The sequence below is a fragment of the Antarctobacter heliothermus genome (genome assembly GCF_002237555.1).
Lineage (GTDB): Bacteria > Pseudomonadota > Alphaproteobacteria > Rhodobacterales > Rhodobacteraceae > Antarctobacter > Antarctobacter heliothermus_B.
The window spans coordinates 1,032,916-1,048,415 of the sequence record NZ_CP022540.1 but is presented as its reverse complement, the minus strand read 5'-3'; the positions used below and the strand labels follow the sequence as shown (position 1 = coordinate 1,048,415).

Below are 15,500 nucleotides of genomic sequence, written 5' to 3'. Positions count from 1 at the left end.
CCGCCCTGCGCCTGATGACAGATCAGCTGGCGGTTGGCGTCGCGCTGGGGACGGCACCACCGCCGGGTGCGCCGACGATCATACACCACCAGATCTTGCCGTTGGGCTCCTGAAACCAAGAGAATCCAAGGTCACGCGCCGACGCGTCTAGAATCACGTTGCGGGTGCTGTCCACTTCCATCCAGGCGGCGAGGGTCTGCAGCTCTGTTTCGTAGGTTTCGGAAATCGTCTCCCCGACCAGACGCCCCGCATAGCTCACCCGGCGCACGCGATCGATGGGCGATGATCCGTCGGACCCAAAATGCCAGGGCCGGTTCTGCACGGACATGTCACGGGCATGGGTGGCGGCGGCGGCGTTCAGCTTGGAGTCGAGCACCAGTTCAGGGGCACCGGCCGACTTGCGCAATGCGTTCACCGAATCGAGCATCCGATACTGAATCCGGCCCGTCTGGCCACTGGAAATTCGGTAAACCTGTGGCAGCGGCTTGCCGTCCGGGCCCAAGCGCGGCTCTGTATTGATGGGCGTCGTGGTGCAGGCGGCCATGGCGACCGCGGAAGACATGGCAAGGAAGGCGCGTCGGTTCATGTTGCTGCTCTTGATTTCTTCGTTTCCCCTGCCATACCGAAGGACGCGTTGCCAATCAAACCCACATCGGCGTGAGAAGGCCGGTTGACAAGCGTTTGAATTGCGACTGAGGCATTCGCGCCATATTATGTTGCAACAGCAAAAACATCCCCGAGGATATTGCACCATGACCCATTCGGCAGGAAGACCCTTTGACCGCCGCGCATTCCTGGCCGGCGGCGCGGCGCTGATCGGCACCCCCCTTCTGGCGCAGGACGACAGCACAGAGATAGAGCGTGATGTAACCAGCATCGTACGCCGCAACGTCTCTAGCTTTCGCACGCTGGCCTGGCAAGATTACTTCAGCAACCTCAACAAGGGCGCGATCCTTGTCGACATCTCGTCGCGGGCGTTGCACTACTGGCGGCAGGACGGCACCTATTTTCTGTACCCCTCATCGGTGCCCCTGACAGAGGATCTGACCCGGCGCGGCCGCACCAGCGTGACCCTGAAAGATCCCAATCCGGATTGGCGTCCGACCCCCTCGATGAAGATCCGCAACCCCGAGTGGCCCGATTACGTTGGCCCCGGCCCGGACAACCCGCTGGGCACCCGCGCACTGCATCTGAGTTGGACCTATTACCGCATCCACGGCACCCACGACACCCGCAAGATTGGGCGTCGGTCGTCCAACGGTTGCATCGGTTTGTACAATGAGCACATCGAGCAACTGTATGAAATGGCCGTCGTCGGAACACAGGTGTTGCTAATTTGACGACATAGGGGTTGGGGGCCAAATCTGGTCCCCAAGAAGCAATTGCAAAGCCTCTGAAATACTGCTTAGACAGAGTTACGAGGTAAGTCTTGGGTGCCTGTCGTGTGGTCAATAGTGACCGCGATAGGCGATTACTTGGAGAAGAAACATGAAGAAAATCGCTCTCGCAGCCGTGTTCGCTGGCGCAGCAACCACCGCATTTGCCGGTTCCTATGCAAAAGACGACGTTGTCATGGAGCCCGTCGTGATCGTGGAAGAAACCAAAGAGGCATCGTCCTCCGCTGGTATCCTGATCCCGCTGCTCCTGATCGCGATCATCGCAGCTGCTGCCGCTGACTAATCGTCAACGGTTTCTAAAATTTGGAAAAAGGCGGTGCGACGGCACCGCCTTTTTTCGTTTCCAACACCCTGTTTCTGCGGTGTTTAATCTAACAATACCTAGCGATTGACCGGGTCAGGAAACCCAGCCGCCAAGGTTTTCGCCGATGACCTGGGTCAGTGCATCCACATGCGCGTCGTCATCGTTCAGGCAGGGAATATAGGTGAAATGCTCACCGCCCGCCTCTTCAAAACTGTCCTTGATCTCTTCGTTGATCTCTTCCAGCGTCTCGATGCAGTCGGCTGAAAAGGCCGGCGCACAAACCGCGATGTGCTTTTTGCCGTCTTCCTTCGCCAGCCGCGCGACCTCTTCCACCGTGTAGGGTTTCAACCACTCTTCGGGGCCGAATCGGCTCTGAAACGTGGTGGTAATCTGCGATTCGTCCCAACCCAGACGCTCGCGCAACAGGCGCGTCGTTTTCTGACACTGGCAATGATAGGGGTCGCCTTCCATCAGGTAGCGTTTCGGCACGCCGTGGTAGGAACAGACTAGGATATCCGGCCGCGAATCGGCTGTGGCATAGGCACGTTCGATCGACTGGGCCAGTGCCTCGATATACATCGGATGCCCAAAATAGGGGTCGACGACCCGCGCGGTCGGTTGCCACTTTTCCTCCATCAACGCGCGAAAGAACTGATCGTTCGCGGTGGCAGAAGTGGCCCCGGCGTATTGCGGATACAGCGGGAAAAACAGGATCTTGTGGCATCCCGCCTCTACCATCTCGCGCACCTTGGATTGGGTCGACGGGTTGCCGTAACGCATACAGTAATCGACTTTGACGCTGTCGCCGTATTGTTCGGCCATGCGCTGGGCGATCTTGGCGGTCTGCGCCTTGGTGATGGTCAGCAGCGGGCTTTCGTTTGCCTCTTCATTCCAGATCGATTTGTACGCCTTGCCCGAAGAGAACGGCCGCTTTGTCAAAATGATCAGCTGCAACAGCGGCTGCCATTTCCAGCGCGGGTAATCGATGACACGCTGATCCGACAGGAATTCGTTCAGATAACGGCGCATCGACCAGTAATCCGTGTTGTCCGGAGTCCCGAGGTTGGCCAGCAGCACACCCACACGCGGGGACGGCAGTTTCGGGTGATCGTTGGGCGCGTTGTCGGGGCGGGTGGCATCAAGCATGGTTATGGTCCTGTGGTCAGGCGTTTTGCTGTACATATCGCGGAGCCAAAATGCGTCAATCGTTCAGGGGCGTTTCCGAGGTGCCCAAGGCGTCGGACAGACGTTGTGCCGCAGACCCGGGACGCAATGGCTGCGGCTGCGAGGCGTCGGGCGCCCATCCGGTCAGCGTGATGATTTCAAACGTCGCAGGCACGCGGCCGTCCTCAAACGCGAATTCTTGTGCATAAATCTCAGACGCGCGCAGCAGCACGGCGCGGCGGGTCGGGCGGCGCAGACGGGCGGCAAGGGCGTTGCCTTCGCCCATGGCGCGCAACTCGCGCATCAGGTGCAGCGGCGTGGCATAGCTGGCGGTCAACGGGTCGGAATCGGCCACCGGCAGGGCAAAACCTGCCCGTTGCAGCAGCGCACCCAGATCGCGGATCTCTCCCATCGGGGCCACGCGGGGTGACAGGCCGCCGGTCAGTTCGGTTTCCGCCTGCCCCAGCGTGGCCCGCAACTGGTGCAGCGTCTGCCCGCCAAGGGTCAGCACAAGGCACAGCCCATCGGGCCGCAACGCGCGACGGCATTGGATCATCTGGCCCACAGGATCATCGGCCCAATGCAGGCACATCGCGTGGATCACCAGATCGCTAGACGCCTCTTCAAGGTCCAGCACCTCATCATCCGATATGAACCGGGCACCCGGAAAGGCAGACTGCCAAATCTGGGGAAAAGGCGTCACGATCGCCACGTCCGTAAACGCCCTGTTAACCATCTCCAGACGATCCTTGGCGTCGTCGCGCGCTGTCTCATGCAGAAACAGCGCGGCGTCGTCTGCGCGCGCGCGGTGCAAATTCAGGGCGTGCCGGTCGGTGAGGCGCGGAGGAGTGGGCATAAGATGGCTCATAGGCTGTGGTCGGCGGGGATGCAAACGCTGGTGCAGATGGTCTATCCGCCGCGCTGCCTGTCCTGCGGCGGGCTGGTCGAGACGGATTTTGGCCTCTGTGGCACATGCTGGCGGGATACGCCATTTGTGTCCGGTCTGGCCTGTGATCTTTGCGGTGTGCCGCTGCCGGGGCAATCCGATCATGCGGAACATTGTGACGATTGCCTGCACATTGCCCGGCCTTGGGCACAGGGGCGGGCGGCGCTGGTGTACCGGGATCGGGGGCGGCGGATGGTGCTGGGGCTGAAACACGGTGACCGGCATGACATTGCCCGCCCGGCGGCGAAATGGATGGCACGGGTGTCACGGGGCCTGCTCCGCGAGAATATGCTGGCGGTGCCGGTGCCCTTGCACGTCAAACGCCACCTGCGCCGCAGGTTCAATCAGGCCGCGCTGCTGACACAGGCACTGGCGGCGGAATTGGGCTGCGACTGGTGCCCCGACGCGCTGGAACGCGCGCACGCCACCCAACCGTTGGAGGGAAAAAGCCGCGAAGACCGCTTTGCCGCCCTGCACGGACAAATCGGGGTGCCCGACAGGCGGGCACCGCTGATTCAGGGACGACCGGTGCTGATCGTCGATGATGTGATGACCAGCGGTGCAACACTGGCCGCCGCGTCCGAGGCCTGTCTTGCAGCCGGTGCAACAGAGGTTTGTGTCTGCGTGCTGGCGCGCGCGGCCAAAGATGCTTAAGTCCTCAAAAGAACGCACGAACAATCCGGAGGACCGACATGCAACCGGTCGAAATGTATTTCTCGCCGCTCTGCGGCTTTTGCCACGCGGCCAAACGACTGCTGGACAGCAAGGGTATCGATTATACCGCTATCGACGTTCTGGCACAGCCGGGGCGTAAATCCGAAATGATGCAACGCGCCAATGGCCGCCACACCGTTCCGCAGATCTTTGTCGGAGAGACCCATGTGGGCGGCTATGACGATCTCGCCGCGCTGGAGCGGCAGGGAAAGCTGGACGCTCTGCTGGCGGCCTGAATGCGGGTCGCACTGGTCCAGATGACCTCGTCGGACGATCCGGCAGAGAACCTTGGTACGATGCAGGACATGCTGCACCGGGCCAAGGCCGACGGCGCACAGATCGCGCTTACGCCCGAGGTCTGCAACTGCGTCTCGATGGACCGCGCGCACCAGACGGCGGTGCTGCGACATGAACGGGACGACCCCGTGCTGGCCGGTCTGCGCAGTGCGGCGGCAGAGCTGGATCTCTGGGTGCTGGCCGGATCGCTGGCGCAGAAGGCCGACCCGCCAGAAACGCGCTTTGTGAACAGATCCTTCTTGATCGGCCCCGACGGCCATATCGCCGCGCGCTATGACAAAATGCACATGTTCGACGTGCAGGTGTCAGAGACAGAAACCTATCGCGAATCTTCTGGCTATGCCCCGGGGGACCGGGCGGTGGTTGCCCAAACACCGCTGGCCACCTTGGGCCTGACGATCTGCTACGACGTCCGTTTCGCCTATCTCTACCGCGCTCTGGCACAAGCTGGTGCGCAGATCCTGACCGTCCCGGCCGCTTTTTCGCCCGGCACCGGCCCGATGCATTGGCAACCCTTGCTACAGGCCCGCGCCATTGAGACGGGCTGCTTTGTTCTGGCCCCCGCGCAAACCGGCACCCACCCGGCGCAGAAGGGCCGCGCGCGACAGACCTACGGCCACAGCATGGTGATCTCTCCTTGGGGAGAGATCGTGCTGGACGCGGGTACCGAACCCGGCGTCTATTGCGTCGATCTGGATCTCAGCGCCGTGGCCGACGCACGGGCCAAGGTGCCGGCCCTGACCCATGATCGCGCCTATGCCGGGCCGGACACATGAGCGAGGCCAGCGCCCTTGCCATCTCGCTGTTCAGTGAGCTGCTGACAGCCGACCAACTGCTGCGTGCTCGGCTGACCAAAGTTCTGCCAAACCGCATGGAAATCTCGCATTTCTCAGTGCTGAACCATCTCGCCCGCGGTGGAGAGCGGACGCCGGCACAACTCGCCCGCGCCTTTCACGTCACGCGCGGCGCAATGACCAATACGCTGTCGAAACTGGAAATCTCCGGTTACGTCCACATCCGCCCGGATTGGGACGACGCGCGCAGAAAACTGGTCTCGATCTCTCCAGCCGGTCAATCGGCACGAGAGGCGGCGCTGAACGCGATCATGCCGTTGATAGACGAAATGATGGGCGACCTGGGCGAAGACCGGGTGCGTGCGGCCCTGCCCGTTCTGCGTGAGCTGCGACTGCGCCTCGAAGGTTAGGGGGCTCCCGCCCCCGTCTCCCTTCGGTCGACTCCCCCCGGGGATATTTTCAGACAGAAGAAACCGCGTGTCGCTCTTTCAGGTTACTTTTGACTTGCATTATCTGGGGGGTGAGGCCGCAGGCTGAGGGGGGCATGCTGCAATCAAACCTCTGGCACGACGCCCCATTCTTTTTCTTAAACGGGTTTCAGCGACGCGGTGACATAGTTCACGCTCAGATCGCGGTCCGACAGGCTCCATCCCCATGTAATCGGGTTAAAGACGAACCCCTTGCGGTCCACCGGGTTCAGCCCGGCCTTGCGGATCAGGTCATACAGCTCATCCGGAGTGATGAATTTGGACCAGTCATGTGTGCCTTTGGGCAGCCAGCGCATGACGTATTCCGCGCCCAAAATCGCCACGGCAAAACTTTTGGGATTGCGGTTGATTGTCGAACAGATGTGCAGCCCGCCGGGTTTCAACAACTGTTGGCAACCAGTCAAATAGGCCTGTGGGTCGGCCACATGTTCGACCACCTCCATGTTCAGTACCGCGTCGAACTGTTCGCCCGCGTCGGCCATCGCCTCGGCGGTGGTGAAACGGTAATCAATCTCCAGTCCGGATTGCGCCGCATGGGTCTGGGCCACCGGGATATTGCGTTCGGCGGCATCCACACCCACCACGTCGGCCCCCAGCCGCGCCATTGGTTCGGACAGAAGCCCACCGCCGCAGCCGATGTCCAGAATCCGCAGACCGTCGAATGCCCGCGGCGTGCTCAGATCTCGGTCAAACTCTTCGGCGATCTGGCTGGTGATGTAGTCCAGTCGGCACGGGTTCAGCATATGCAGGGGCTTGAACTTGCCGTTCGGATCCCACCACTCTGCGGCCATGGCTTCGAACTTGGCAATCTCGGACGCATCGACGGTTGTGGTCATGACTTTCCCCATGGTCTTTTGGTCTTTGGGGGCAATATAGATAGGGCATGGACAAAATCCCGGGCCAAAAGCGCGCAGTGCAGTATCTCTATCCTGCGGTTGATCCTTTCGATCAGCGCATGCTGGATGTGGGGAACGGGCATGTGATCTATGTGGAACAATGCGGCAATCCCGAAGGCGTGCCGGTTATTGTCCTGCATGGTGGACCGGGCGGCGGCTGCAGTCCGGCGATGCGGCGGTATTTCGATCCGCAGACATACCGTGTTGTCCTGTTCGATCAGCGCGGTTGTGGCCGGTCGCGCCCTCATGCCAGCGTCGTCAACAACACGACCTGGGATCTGGTGGCGGACATCGAGCGGATCCGCGACGTGTTGGACATTGAAAAAGCGGTGATCTTTGGCGGCAGCTGGGGGGCCACCCTGTCATTGATCTATGGTATTTCGCACCCGGAGGCGGTTTTGCAGCTGGTGCTGCGCGGTGTCTTTATGATGACGCAAACAGAGCTGGACTGGTTCTATGGCGGCGGCGCTGGGCAGTTCTGGCCGGAACCTTGGGCGCGGTTCAGCGACATGATCCCCGCAGAGGAACGTGGCGATCTGATCGGTGCCTATCACAAGCGGCTGTTCAGCGGTGATCTTCCCACCGAAATGCGCTTTGCACAGGCGTGGTCCGCTTGGGAAAACGCGCTGGCCTCTGTCTATTCGAACGGACAGGGCGGGGTGGCGCCCGGGGAATACGCGCGCGCCTTTGCCCGGCTGGAAAACCATTATTTCACCAATGCCGGTTTCCTGGCCGAAGACGGTTGGATCCTGAACAACATCGACCGCCTGCGCGATGTGCCCGGCGTTATCGTGCAGGGACGCTATGACATGATTTGCCCGCCGCGCCGCGCGTGGGAGCTGGCTCAGGCCTGGCCCGGGGCGGATCTGCGCATGATCCGAAACGCAGGCCACGCCCTATCCGAGCCGGGGATCAGTGCAGAGCTGGTGCGGGTGATGGATGATCTTGCGATCGGGTTCGACTGACCGTCGGTCACGCGCGGGGTTTACACGCGGATTTCAGGCGCTAACGTAACTGTAACGAAAACAACACATCGGCAGGGACCTTGAACTCAGTTCTCAAGATCATTCTACAGCGTCTTGCGCTGGGTTTATTGACCCTGTTCATCGTCTCGATTGTAATTTTCACAGCAGTCAACATGTTGCCGGGCGACTTCGCAGAGGCGATCCTTGGGCAAGGGGCCACGCCAGAGGCGGTTGAGGCCATCCGCCGCGATCTTGGATTGGATCAGCACCCCATCGCGCGGTATTTCGATTGGCTGGCGGGTGCGCTGCGCGGCGACCTAGGCAACTCTTTCGCACAGGCCAACTTTGCCAGTTTTGTCGGCGACGATTCAGGTGTGCGGGTGACGGTGGCACAGCAGATTGCGCCGCGATTTGCCAACACCATGTTCCTTGCCGGGGTCACGGCGGCGATTGCGGTGCCCTTTGCGGTGATGCTGGGCATTCTGGCCGCGCTCTACCGCAACTCTGTCTTTGACAAGGTGGCCAACATCTCGACGCTGACGTCGATCTCCAGCCCGGAATTCTTCCTCGCTTATATCCTGATCCTGTTCCTTGCGGTGTTGAACCCGGTCCTGCCCTCGCTGTCGAATATCTATGACGGCATGGGATTTGGCGAGCGTCTGCAAAAGACCATGCTGCCCGCGCTGACCCTGACACTGGTGGTCACGGCGCATATGATGCGGATGACGCGCGCTGCGATCATCAACCTGTTGGCCAGCCCCTATATCGAAATGGCGCGGCTGAAGGGCATCAAACCGATGCGTGTCATCATCAAACACGCGCTGCCCAATGCGCTTGCGCCGATCATCAACGTGATCGCGCTGAACCTTGCTTATCTGATCACCGGCGTGGTCGTGGTTGAGGTGGTGTTTGTCTATCCGGGCATCGGGCAGCTCTTTGTCGACAGCGTCAAGATCCGCGATATCCCGGTGGTGCAGGCCTGCTGCCTGATCTTTGCCGGCGCCTATATCCTGCTGAACCTGACGGCGGACATTCTGTCGATCCTCTCCAACCCACGCCTGAGGCATCCAAAATGATGACGTTGTTCTGGATCGCCGCCGCATTTGCGGCCTTGTTGGCCACGGGCTGGGTCATGCGCTTTGCGGGCCAGACGGCCACCGGCAACAAACCCGCCTTTCGTGACATGTCGCTGGCGGTGGCCTTTGGCTATGTGCTGGGTGTCGCGGTTATCGTCTTTGCGGTCTGGTACTATTTCCAGCCGGCGGTGACGGAACAGGGCATGGCAGTTGCGGGTGTGCTGTTCTTTCGCTGGGCGGTGCAGGGGTTTGCCATCTTTGCCGTTGCGGCGTGGATCTTTCGCTTTCTTGGCCGGATGGTCGGCTCCGCCGGTACCAAAAAGCTGTTCCGCCAGATGCCGCTGACGGCGGCATTCGGTCTGCTGGTCATTCTGATTTATGCGGTTCTTGCGATCTTTGCCGGGGCCATTGCGCCCTATGGTCAGGCAGAGGTGTTTGATCAGGTCAACGCACTGCCCGGCGGCAACGCGGCCACGGGCGGCAATCCGGCGCACCTGCTGGGGACTGACCAGATCGGGCGCGACCTGCTGAGCCGCCTGATCTACGGCGCGCAAAACACCGTCGGCATCGCCTTTGCCACCACCTGCATTGCCTTCTTTCTGGGCGGCACCTTTGGGTTTCTGGCGGCAGTCGCGCAGGGCTGGTTCGACCAGATCCTGAGTCGTTCCGTCGATGTTCTGATGGCGATCCCCTCGCTGATCTTTGCGTTGCTGCTGATGACCATCGCCAGTGCATGGGCCGGATCGGAAAAGTGGCTGCTGACCGTGTATATGGTGCTGATCATCGCCGTGATCGACAGCACGCGGGTGTTCCGTCTGGCCCGCGCGGTCGGCATGAACATCGTGGTGATGGATTACATCGAGGCGGCCAAGCTGCGCGGTGAGGGCCTGCCCTATCTGATTTTCCGTGAGATCCTGCCCAACGCCATGGCACCGCTGCTGGCCGAATTCGGTTTGCGGTTCTGCTTTGTCTTCCTGACCATCGCTTCGTTGTCGTTCCTTGGTGTCGGCATCCAGCCACCGCTGGCCGATTGGGGCACCATGGTCCGCGACCTTGCGCAGTTCATCAACTTTGCCGCCTTCTCACCGCTGACCGCCGCGCTGCCGCTGATGGCCGCCGGGGCGATCGCGCTGCTGACCGTGGCGGTCAACTTTGTGGTCGACTGGATGCTGCACCGAAGCTCGGGCCTGAAGGAGTGAACCATGTCTGATCTGCTGGTCGAAATGCGCGACGTGCGGATCGAGGGACGGTCCGATGAAACCTGGACGCCCATCATCAACGGCGTCGACCTGACCCTTAAAAAGGGTGAGGTGCTGGGCCTGATCGGTGAATCCGGCGCAGGCAAATCCACGCTGGGTCTGGCCGCCATGGGCTTTTGCCGCGACGGCGTGCGCATCTCTGGCGGCAGCGTGCATTTCGACGGCATCGACCTGCTCTCTGCCAGCGCCGAGGTGAAACGCCAACTGCTGGGCAAACGTATCGCCTATGTCGCGCAATCCGCCGCGGCCAGCTTTAACCCCGCGCACAAACTGATGGATCAGCACGTTGAGGGGCCGGTGCAGCACGGTGTCGCCGGTCGCGCCGAAAGCGCCAGTGACGGCGTGGAACTGTACCGCAAGCTGCGCCTGCCCAATCCCGATGAGATCGGCTTTCGCTATCCGCATCAGGTGTCCGGCGGGCAGTTGCAACGCGCCATGACGGCGATGGCCATGGCCTGCCGTCCCGATCTGATCATCTTTGACGAACCGACCACCGCGCTGGACGTGACCACCCAGATCGAAGTGCTGGCCAGCATCCGCGAGATTGTCGAGGAATTCGACACCGCCGCGATCTACATCACCCATGACCTTGCCGTCGTGGCGCAGATGGCCGACCGCATCAAGGTGCTGCTCAAGGGGGATGAGGTCGAAGAGGCCGACACCCGCACCATGCTGACCACCCCGAAAGAGGACTACACCAAAAGCCTTTGGGCCGTGCGCGCCTTTGAACGGCCAGAGAAACCGCCGGTGGCGACGGATTCCACCCCCGTGATCTCTGTTCAGGGGGTGACGGCGGCCTATGGCACGGTCGATGTGCTGCAAGACGTCAGTTTTGACATCCACGCGGGCCGCACCGTCGCCGTTGTGGGCGAATCGGGATCGGGCAAATCGACCACCGCGCGTTGCATCACCGGGCTGTTGCCGCCGCGTATCGGACAGATCGAACTGGACGGTGCGCCGCTGCCGCTGGACTATCGCCAGCGCTCAAAGGATCAGTTGCGGCAGGTCCAGATGATCTACCAGATGGCCGACACCGCGCTGAACCCGCACAAATCCATCGGTGAGATCATCGGCCGACCGGTCGAATTCTACATGGGCCTGAAAGGCCGCGAAAAACGCAAACGGGTCGAGGATCTGCTGGAACAGATCGAGATGCCGGCAGACCAGTATTTCCACCGTCTGCCCTCTGAACTGTCCGGCGGCCAGAAACAGCGCATCGGGATTGCGCGTGCGTTGGCGGCAGAGCCGAAATTCATCATCTGCGATGAGGTGACCAGCGCGCTGGATCAACTGGTGGCCGAGGGCATTCTGCGGCTGCTGGCGCGCCTTCAGGATGAGTTGAACCTCAGCTACATGTTCATCACCCACGATCTGGCCACCGTGCGCGCTATTGCTGATGAGGTGGTGGTGATGAAAGACGGCGCAGTGGTGGAACAGGGCATCAAGACAGAGATGTTCCGGCCTCCGCACCATGCCTATACCGATCTCCTGCTGTCTTCGGTCCCGGAAATGGACCCGGATTGGCTGACCAATCTGCTCAAGGAACGCGGAGTTGATAACATCGGCGATGCCGCCGTCGGCAAAATGTCGTAAGACTGTTGCCATAGAATGACGATCTGCCAGGGCATGAACCCCGGCAGGCGATGACCAAGGGAGCCTAATATGACCAGAATCAGCAGACGTGGACTTTTGACCACCGGGGCCGCCGCAGGTGTGTTGGCCGCATCCGGCCTGCCGCTGCGCGCACAAGCGAAACGTGGTGGCCGCTTGCGGGCCGCCCTGTCGGGCGCAAACACCAGCGACAGCTGGGATGGCCGGACACACTCTGACCTCTACATGATCGCCAGCGCTCAGGGTACGGTCTTTGACAGCCTGACAGAGATCAGGGCTGACGGATCGTTGGTGGGTGAACTGGCAACCGATTGGGAAGCCACCGCAGACGCCAAGACATGGACGTTCAACCTGCGTCAGGGCGTGACCTTCCACAACGGCAAGGCCTTTGGGGCCGATGACGTGATTGCCTCGTTGCAGTTGCACGTTGCCGAAGGCGCGAAATCGGCGGCCAAGCCGATCATCGAAGCCATCACAGAGATGAAAAAGATCACCGACCATCAGGTGCAATTCACTCTGGCGGGCGGCAACGCCGACTTCCCCTATCTGTTGTCGGACTATCACCTGCTGATGTACCCCGCAGGCCAGATCGAAGAAGCCATCGCCAAAGGCATCGGCACTGGTCTGTATCAGGTCGAAAGCTTTGAGCCCGGCGTGCGCATGGTCGCGACCCGTGTCGACAATCACTACAAGGGTGACGAAGCGGGCTATTTCGACTCGGTCGAATACATCGCGGTCAACGACAACACCGCCCGGATGAACGCGCTGCTGACCGGACAGGTCGATGCCATCAACCGCATCGACTTCAAGACAGAGGCGCTGCTCAAGGCAAACCCGATGGTCCGCATCCAAGAGGTGACGGGCAACCAGCAGTACACCTTCCCGATGTTGACCAACGTCGCGCCGTTCAGCGACGTCAACGTGCGCCGCGCGCTGAAATTTGCCATCAACCGCGAAGAGATGGTGAACAAGATCCTGCTCGGCCACGGTCGTGTCGGCAACGACACCCCGATCGGTCCCGCAAACCAGTATTTTGCCGCCGATATGGAGCAGACCTCCTACGACCCGGACAAGGCGAAATTCTACCTCAAAGAGGCCGGAATGACGTCGCTGGACATCGACCTGTCGGCATCGAACGCGGCCTTTGAGGGCGCGGTTGACGCGGCGCAACTGTATCAGGCGTCGGCCAAATCGGCGGGCATCAACATCAACTTGGTGCAGGAACCGGCGGATGGCTACTGGTCGAACGTCTGGCTGAAAAAGCCGTTCTGCGCCTGCTACTGGTCGGGTCGCGCCACAGAGGACTGGATGTTCTCCAGCGCCTACGAAGAAGGTGTGCCGTGGAACGATACCCAGTGGGGCCGCGAGGACAGCGAGCGTTTCCAGGACTTGCTGATCACGGCCCGCGCCGAACTGGACTCGGACAAGCGCCGCGAGATGTACGGCGAAATGCAGCAGATCCTGAAAGACGACGGTGGTGTGGTGCTGCCGATGTTCGCCAACTACGTTCAGGCGGTCAGCAACAAGGTCGCCAACCCGGACACGGTCGGCAACCTCTGGCAGATGGACAACGCCCGCATGGCCGAACGGTGGTGGATGGCATAAGCCAACCGGCCCCGGACTTGATCCGGGGCCTCGTCAACGACAAACGCCCCGCAGGATCTGCGGGGCGTTTTGTTGTTTCGGGACGTCGGAGTGAACCCCGCCTTACCCCCCGAATTTGGATCGATCGCTACCGGACTTGCCAAACCCGCTGCGTGAAATCGCGGTTGCGCGTGACATGGGTTGTTTTCCTAAGGTGGTTGCAGGGCGCGCGAACTGGGAAGTGCTCAGCTTGGTAGCGCCACGGTTGTTGGAAAACGTGCTGCTGCGCGCTGCATTGGTAAAACGCCCGTCCTTGGTCTTGTACAGCGGTTGCGCCGCAGACGTTCCCGCCCGCCCACTCAGCATATTTCCGACAAGATATCCGGCCAAGAGCGGCATGAATATGCTGCCGGACCCGCCCTCTCTTGCCGTGGCTTCGGTGCCGCAGGCGCCTTCTCCGTGCAGTTCTTCGCAGACTTCGACGCTGTCATACCGCGGCGCGGCCTCGACGTGCAGGGCCTGGGCCTCGGCAAAGTGGATCTCGCAGTCCTGCGCCGAGAACATTCCGCCCTGCAGCGCCTGGTCCTTGCAGGATTGCAGGTCGGGAAAAGCGGCGGCGTCGACCTCTTCCTCTTTGCACCCGGACAAAGAAAATGCCGCAGCACCGACGATTGCGATTGCAACCCATTTCGAACGTTTCGACATGACAATTCTTCTTTCTGCCGGGATGGCGGTCGATTGGTCGTGTGACTTACGGTTCAATATAGTGAGGTTTGAACCGTGACAAATCCTGCGTGATGCGGGAACGATCTTCGCGGATGCCAATGCCGGTACACGTCTGTCCCACGATCCAGGCACCGACAACAGGCCGGAATCCATCAAACTGCGGCAAGGGCGCATAGGCCTGAACGATACGCGGGTGATGGGAATAGTCGGTGTCCTTGGCTTGCTCTATGATCTCACCGGATTTCAGGATCGAAACAGAGGCCCCTTCGCGCGACAGGATCGGCTTGCGGACATGGCCCGCCTCAAGTTCCCTTTCGGCCCGACCAAAGGCCGCCGCGACAGCGTCCGACGCTGCGCCTTTCCCGGCCATGGCATCAGCGACGTCCTGTTCAAAGAACGCGGGCAACAGGTTGGGGTGACCCTCGAACATAGACCAGAGCACGGGCAACAGCCCCTTGTTCGACAACAGCGCCTTCCAGGCGGGTTCCAGAAACAGGCAACCAGAGCCTTGGATATGGTTGGCATAATCGTCAAGAAACAGATCTTCCCAAGGGTACAGCTTGAACAGAACGGCAATCCGGCGACTTTCGTCGTCAAGAAACTGGCCGTCGTCGCTCAGTCCGATCTTTTCGAGGTCGCAGTAGTGCGCCCCAAGACCCGCTTCCCGCGCGGCCCAGCCCATGGCTTCGACTGTCCCGTAATCTTCGGGATTCCCGGAAACGGCGGTGAAATGCAGGTCGCTTCCGGTCTCAAAGACCTCGCCAAACCGCGCGACCAGCGCCTCGTGTATGCCGTTGAACTGGTCCGCACCTTCAGGCAACACACCCGCCGCCAGTTGATCTTCCAGCCACTGCCACTGAAAGGCGGCGCTCTCGTATAGAGAGGTCGGCGTGTCGGCGTTATATTCCAGCAGCTTGGCGGGGCCTTTGCCGTCATAGGCGAAATCGAACCTGCCATAGATCTCGGGATCACCGCGTTTCCAGCTGTCTGCGACAAGATCGCGATGGGCCTCCGGAATCCCTAGCTGATCCAGCAGGTGCTCTGTGGTGAGGATTGTGGCGACGGCCTCCCGACACATCGCATGAAGTTCGGTGGCCGGGTCTTCCAGATCGGTTTCGATCTGGTCAAGCGTAAAGGCATAGGCCGAGCTTTCGTCCCAGTACGGTTCGCCATGCATATCCGCGAAGGTAAAACCAACCTCCTTGGCATGTTCGCGCCAATGCGGTCGTTCCGGCAATGTAATTTTCTTCAACTATATGCTCTCCCAGAGCCAGACGGC

Annotated in this window: 17 protein-coding genes; 11 read left to right on the top strand and 6 right to left on the bottom strand. The window is 60.8% G+C overall.

The genetic code is table 11. The features are described 5' to 3' along the window. Window positions 1-22: 22 nt before the first annotated feature. Window positions 23-586, bottom strand: coding sequence for a CAP domain-containing protein (locus ANTHELSMS3_RS04985; RefSeq protein ID WP_094033913.1), 564 nt, complete (start codon window positions 584-586; stop codon window positions 23-25). 166 nt (window positions 587-752) lie between these two features. Here ANTHELSMS3_RS04985 and ANTHELSMS3_RS04980 point away from each other — a divergent pair, with 166 nt between their 5' ends. Continuing rightward, on the top strand, window positions 753-1,340 hold the full coding sequence (locus tag ANTHELSMS3_RS04980) for a L,D-transpeptidase (protein ID WP_094036939.1): 588 nt from the start codon (window positions 753-755) through the stop codon (window positions 1,338-1,340). Window positions 1,341-1,488: 148 nt separating this feature from the next. Next, on the top strand, window positions 1,489-1,680 hold the full coding sequence (locus ANTHELSMS3_RS04975; RefSeq protein WP_089276425.1) for a ferrochelatase: 192 nt from the start codon (window positions 1,489-1,491) through the stop codon (window positions 1,678-1,680). A gap of 114 nt (window positions 1,681-1,794) precedes the next feature. Here ANTHELSMS3_RS04975 and hemH read toward each other — a convergent pair whose 3' ends face one another. Further along, entirely contained in the window at window positions 1,795-2,847 is a 1,053-nt protein-coding gene (hemH, locus tag ANTHELSMS3_RS04970; RefSeq protein ID WP_094036938.1) for a ferrochelatase, read from the bottom strand. A gap of 55 nt (window positions 2,848-2,902) precedes the next feature. Then, window positions 2,903-3,721: a class I SAM-dependent methyltransferase gene (locus ANTHELSMS3_RS04965; protein WP_094033912.1), complete on the bottom strand. Its 819-nt coding sequence runs from the start codon at window positions 3,719-3,721 to the stop codon at window positions 2,903-2,905. 3 nt (window positions 3,722-3,724) lie between these two features. Here ANTHELSMS3_RS04965 and ANTHELSMS3_RS04960 point away from each other — a divergent pair, with 3 nt between their 5' ends. From ANTHELSMS3_RS04960 to ANTHELSMS3_RS04945, 4 genes are read left to right on the top strand one after another with little or no spacing between them, the layout of a single operon-like run. Then, a complete protein-coding gene (locus tag ANTHELSMS3_RS04960) occupies window positions 3,725-4,465 on the top strand; it encodes a ComF family protein (RefSeq protein WP_254694847.1) in 741 nt (246 codons plus the stop codon). Window positions 4,466-4,503: 38 nt separating this feature from the next. After that, window positions 4,504-4,761 (top strand): glutaredoxin 3, encoded by a 258-nt coding sequence (gene grxC / locus ANTHELSMS3_RS04955; protein WP_094033910.1) that lies wholly within the window; start codon window positions 4,504-4,506, stop codon window positions 4,759-4,761. Beyond that, window positions 4,762-5,598, top strand: coding sequence for a carbon-nitrogen hydrolase family protein (locus tag ANTHELSMS3_RS04950; protein WP_094033909.1), 837 nt, complete (start codon window positions 4,762-4,764; stop codon window positions 5,596-5,598). It begins immediately after the preceding gene. Then, on the top strand, window positions 5,595-6,026 hold the full coding sequence (locus tag ANTHELSMS3_RS04945) for a MarR family winged helix-turn-helix transcriptional regulator (protein ID WP_094033908.1): 432 nt from the start codon (window positions 5,595-5,597) through the stop codon (window positions 6,024-6,026). The genes ANTHELSMS3_RS04950 and ANTHELSMS3_RS04945 overlap by 4 nt, the downstream gene beginning before the upstream one ends. A gap of 176 nt (window positions 6,027-6,202) precedes the next feature. Here ANTHELSMS3_RS04945 and ubiG read toward each other — a convergent pair whose 3' ends face one another. Continuing rightward, window positions 6,203-6,940 (bottom strand): bifunctional 2-polyprenyl-6-hydroxyphenol methylase/3-demethylubiquinol 3-O-methyltransferase UbiG, encoded by a 738-nt coding sequence (gene ubiG, locus ANTHELSMS3_RS04940; protein ID WP_094036937.1) that lies wholly within the window; start codon window positions 6,938-6,940, stop codon window positions 6,203-6,205. A gap of 47 nt (window positions 6,941-6,987) precedes the next feature. Here ubiG and pip point away from each other — a divergent pair, with 47 nt between their 5' ends. The 5 genes from pip (at window position 6,988) to ANTHELSMS3_RS04915 (ending at window position 13,516) form a co-directional block, all read left to right on the top strand. Next, a complete protein-coding gene (gene pip, locus ANTHELSMS3_RS04935) occupies window positions 6,988-7,965 on the top strand; it encodes a prolyl aminopeptidase (RefSeq protein ID WP_094033907.1) in 978 nt (325 codons plus the stop codon). Window positions 7,966-8,045: 80 nt separating this feature from the next. After that, the gene (locus ANTHELSMS3_RS04930; protein WP_094033906.1) at window positions 8,046-9,041 is read left to right on the top strand and encodes an ABC transporter permease; all 996 of its coding nucleotides are present in this window, start codon (window positions 8,046-8,048) and stop codon (window positions 9,039-9,041) included. Beyond that, the gene (locus ANTHELSMS3_RS04925; RefSeq protein WP_094033905.1) at window positions 9,038-10,240 is read left to right on the top strand and encodes an ABC transporter permease; all 1,203 of its coding nucleotides are present in this window, start codon (window positions 9,038-9,040) and stop codon (window positions 10,238-10,240) included. Before ANTHELSMS3_RS04930 ends, ANTHELSMS3_RS04925 begins: the two co-directional genes overlap by 4 nt. Window positions 10,241-10,243: 3 nt before the next feature. Continuing rightward, window positions 10,244-11,893 (top strand): ABC transporter ATP-binding protein, encoded by a 1,650-nt coding sequence (locus ANTHELSMS3_RS04920; RefSeq protein WP_094033904.1) that lies wholly within the window; start codon window positions 10,244-10,246, stop codon window positions 11,891-11,893. A gap of 69 nt (window positions 11,894-11,962) precedes the next feature. Further along, window positions 11,963-13,516, top strand: coding sequence for an ABC transporter substrate-binding protein (locus ANTHELSMS3_RS04915; RefSeq protein ID WP_094033903.1), 1,554 nt, complete (start codon window positions 11,963-11,965; stop codon window positions 13,514-13,516). A gap of 102 nt (window positions 13,517-13,618) precedes the next feature. Here the strand turns inward: ANTHELSMS3_RS04915 and ANTHELSMS3_RS04910 are convergent, their stop codons facing one another. Together ANTHELSMS3_RS04910 and ANTHELSMS3_RS04905 are read right to left on the bottom strand one after the other, a co-directional pair. Continuing rightward, window positions 13,619-14,200 (bottom strand): DUF1190 domain-containing protein, encoded by a 582-nt coding sequence (locus tag ANTHELSMS3_RS04910; RefSeq protein WP_094033902.1) that lies wholly within the window; start codon window positions 14,198-14,200, stop codon window positions 13,619-13,621. Window positions 14,201-14,246: 46 nt separating this feature from the next. Further along, window positions 14,247-15,473, bottom strand: a complete 1,227-nt coding sequence (locus tag ANTHELSMS3_RS04905) for a glutathionylspermidine synthase family protein (RefSeq protein WP_094033901.1) — start codon at window positions 15,471-15,473, stop codon at window positions 14,247-14,249. Window positions 15,474-15,500: the final 27 nt, after the last annotated feature.

Coding starts and splice junctions, on each gene's coding strand:
- ANTHELSMS3_RS04985 (WP_094033913.1), bottom strand. CDS start 586: ATGAACCGACGCGCCTTCCTTGCCATGTCTTCCGCGGTCGCCATGGCC.
- ANTHELSMS3_RS04980 (WP_094036939.1), top strand. CDS start 753: ATGACCCATTCGGCAGGAAGACCCTTTGACCGCCGCGCATTCCTGGCC.
- ANTHELSMS3_RS04975 (WP_089276425.1), top strand. CDS start 1,489: ATGAAGAAAATCGCTCTCGCAGCCGTGTTCGCTGGCGCAGCAACCACC.
- hemH (WP_094036938.1), bottom strand. CDS start 2,847: ATGCTTGATGCCACCCGCCCCGACAACGCGCCCAACGATCACCCGAAA.
- ANTHELSMS3_RS04965 (WP_094033912.1), bottom strand. CDS start 3,721: ATGCCCACTCCTCCGCGCCTCACCGACCGGCACGCCCTGAATTTGCAC.
- ANTHELSMS3_RS04960 (WP_254694847.1), top strand. CDS start 3,725: ATGGCTCATAGGCTGTGGTCGGCGGGGATGCAAACGCTGGTGCAGATG.
- grxC (WP_094033910.1), top strand. CDS start 4,504: ATGCAACCGGTCGAAATGTATTTCTCGCCGCTCTGCGGCTTTTGCCAC.
- ANTHELSMS3_RS04950 (WP_094033909.1), top strand. CDS start 4,762: ATGCGGGTCGCACTGGTCCAGATGACCTCGTCGGACGATCCGGCAGAG.
- ANTHELSMS3_RS04945 (WP_094033908.1), top strand. CDS start 5,595: ATGAGCGAGGCCAGCGCCCTTGCCATCTCGCTGTTCAGTGAGCTGCTG.
- ubiG (WP_094036937.1), bottom strand. CDS start 6,940: ATGACCACAACCGTCGATGCGTCCGAGATTGCCAAGTTCGAAGCCATG.
- pip (WP_094033907.1), top strand. CDS start 6,988: ATGGACAAAATCCCGGGCCAAAAGCGCGCAGTGCAGTATCTCTATCCT.
- ANTHELSMS3_RS04925 (WP_094033905.1), top strand. CDS start 9,038: ATGATGACGTTGTTCTGGATCGCCGCCGCATTTGCGGCCTTGTTGGCC.
- ANTHELSMS3_RS04920 (WP_094033904.1), top strand. CDS start 10,244: ATGTCTGATCTGCTGGTCGAAATGCGCGACGTGCGGATCGAGGGACGG.
- ANTHELSMS3_RS04915 (WP_094033903.1), top strand. CDS start 11,963: ATGACCAGAATCAGCAGACGTGGACTTTTGACCACCGGGGCCGCCGCA.
- ANTHELSMS3_RS04910 (WP_094033902.1), bottom strand. CDS start 14,200: ATGTCGAAACGTTCGAAATGGGTTGCAATCGCAATCGTCGGTGCTGCG.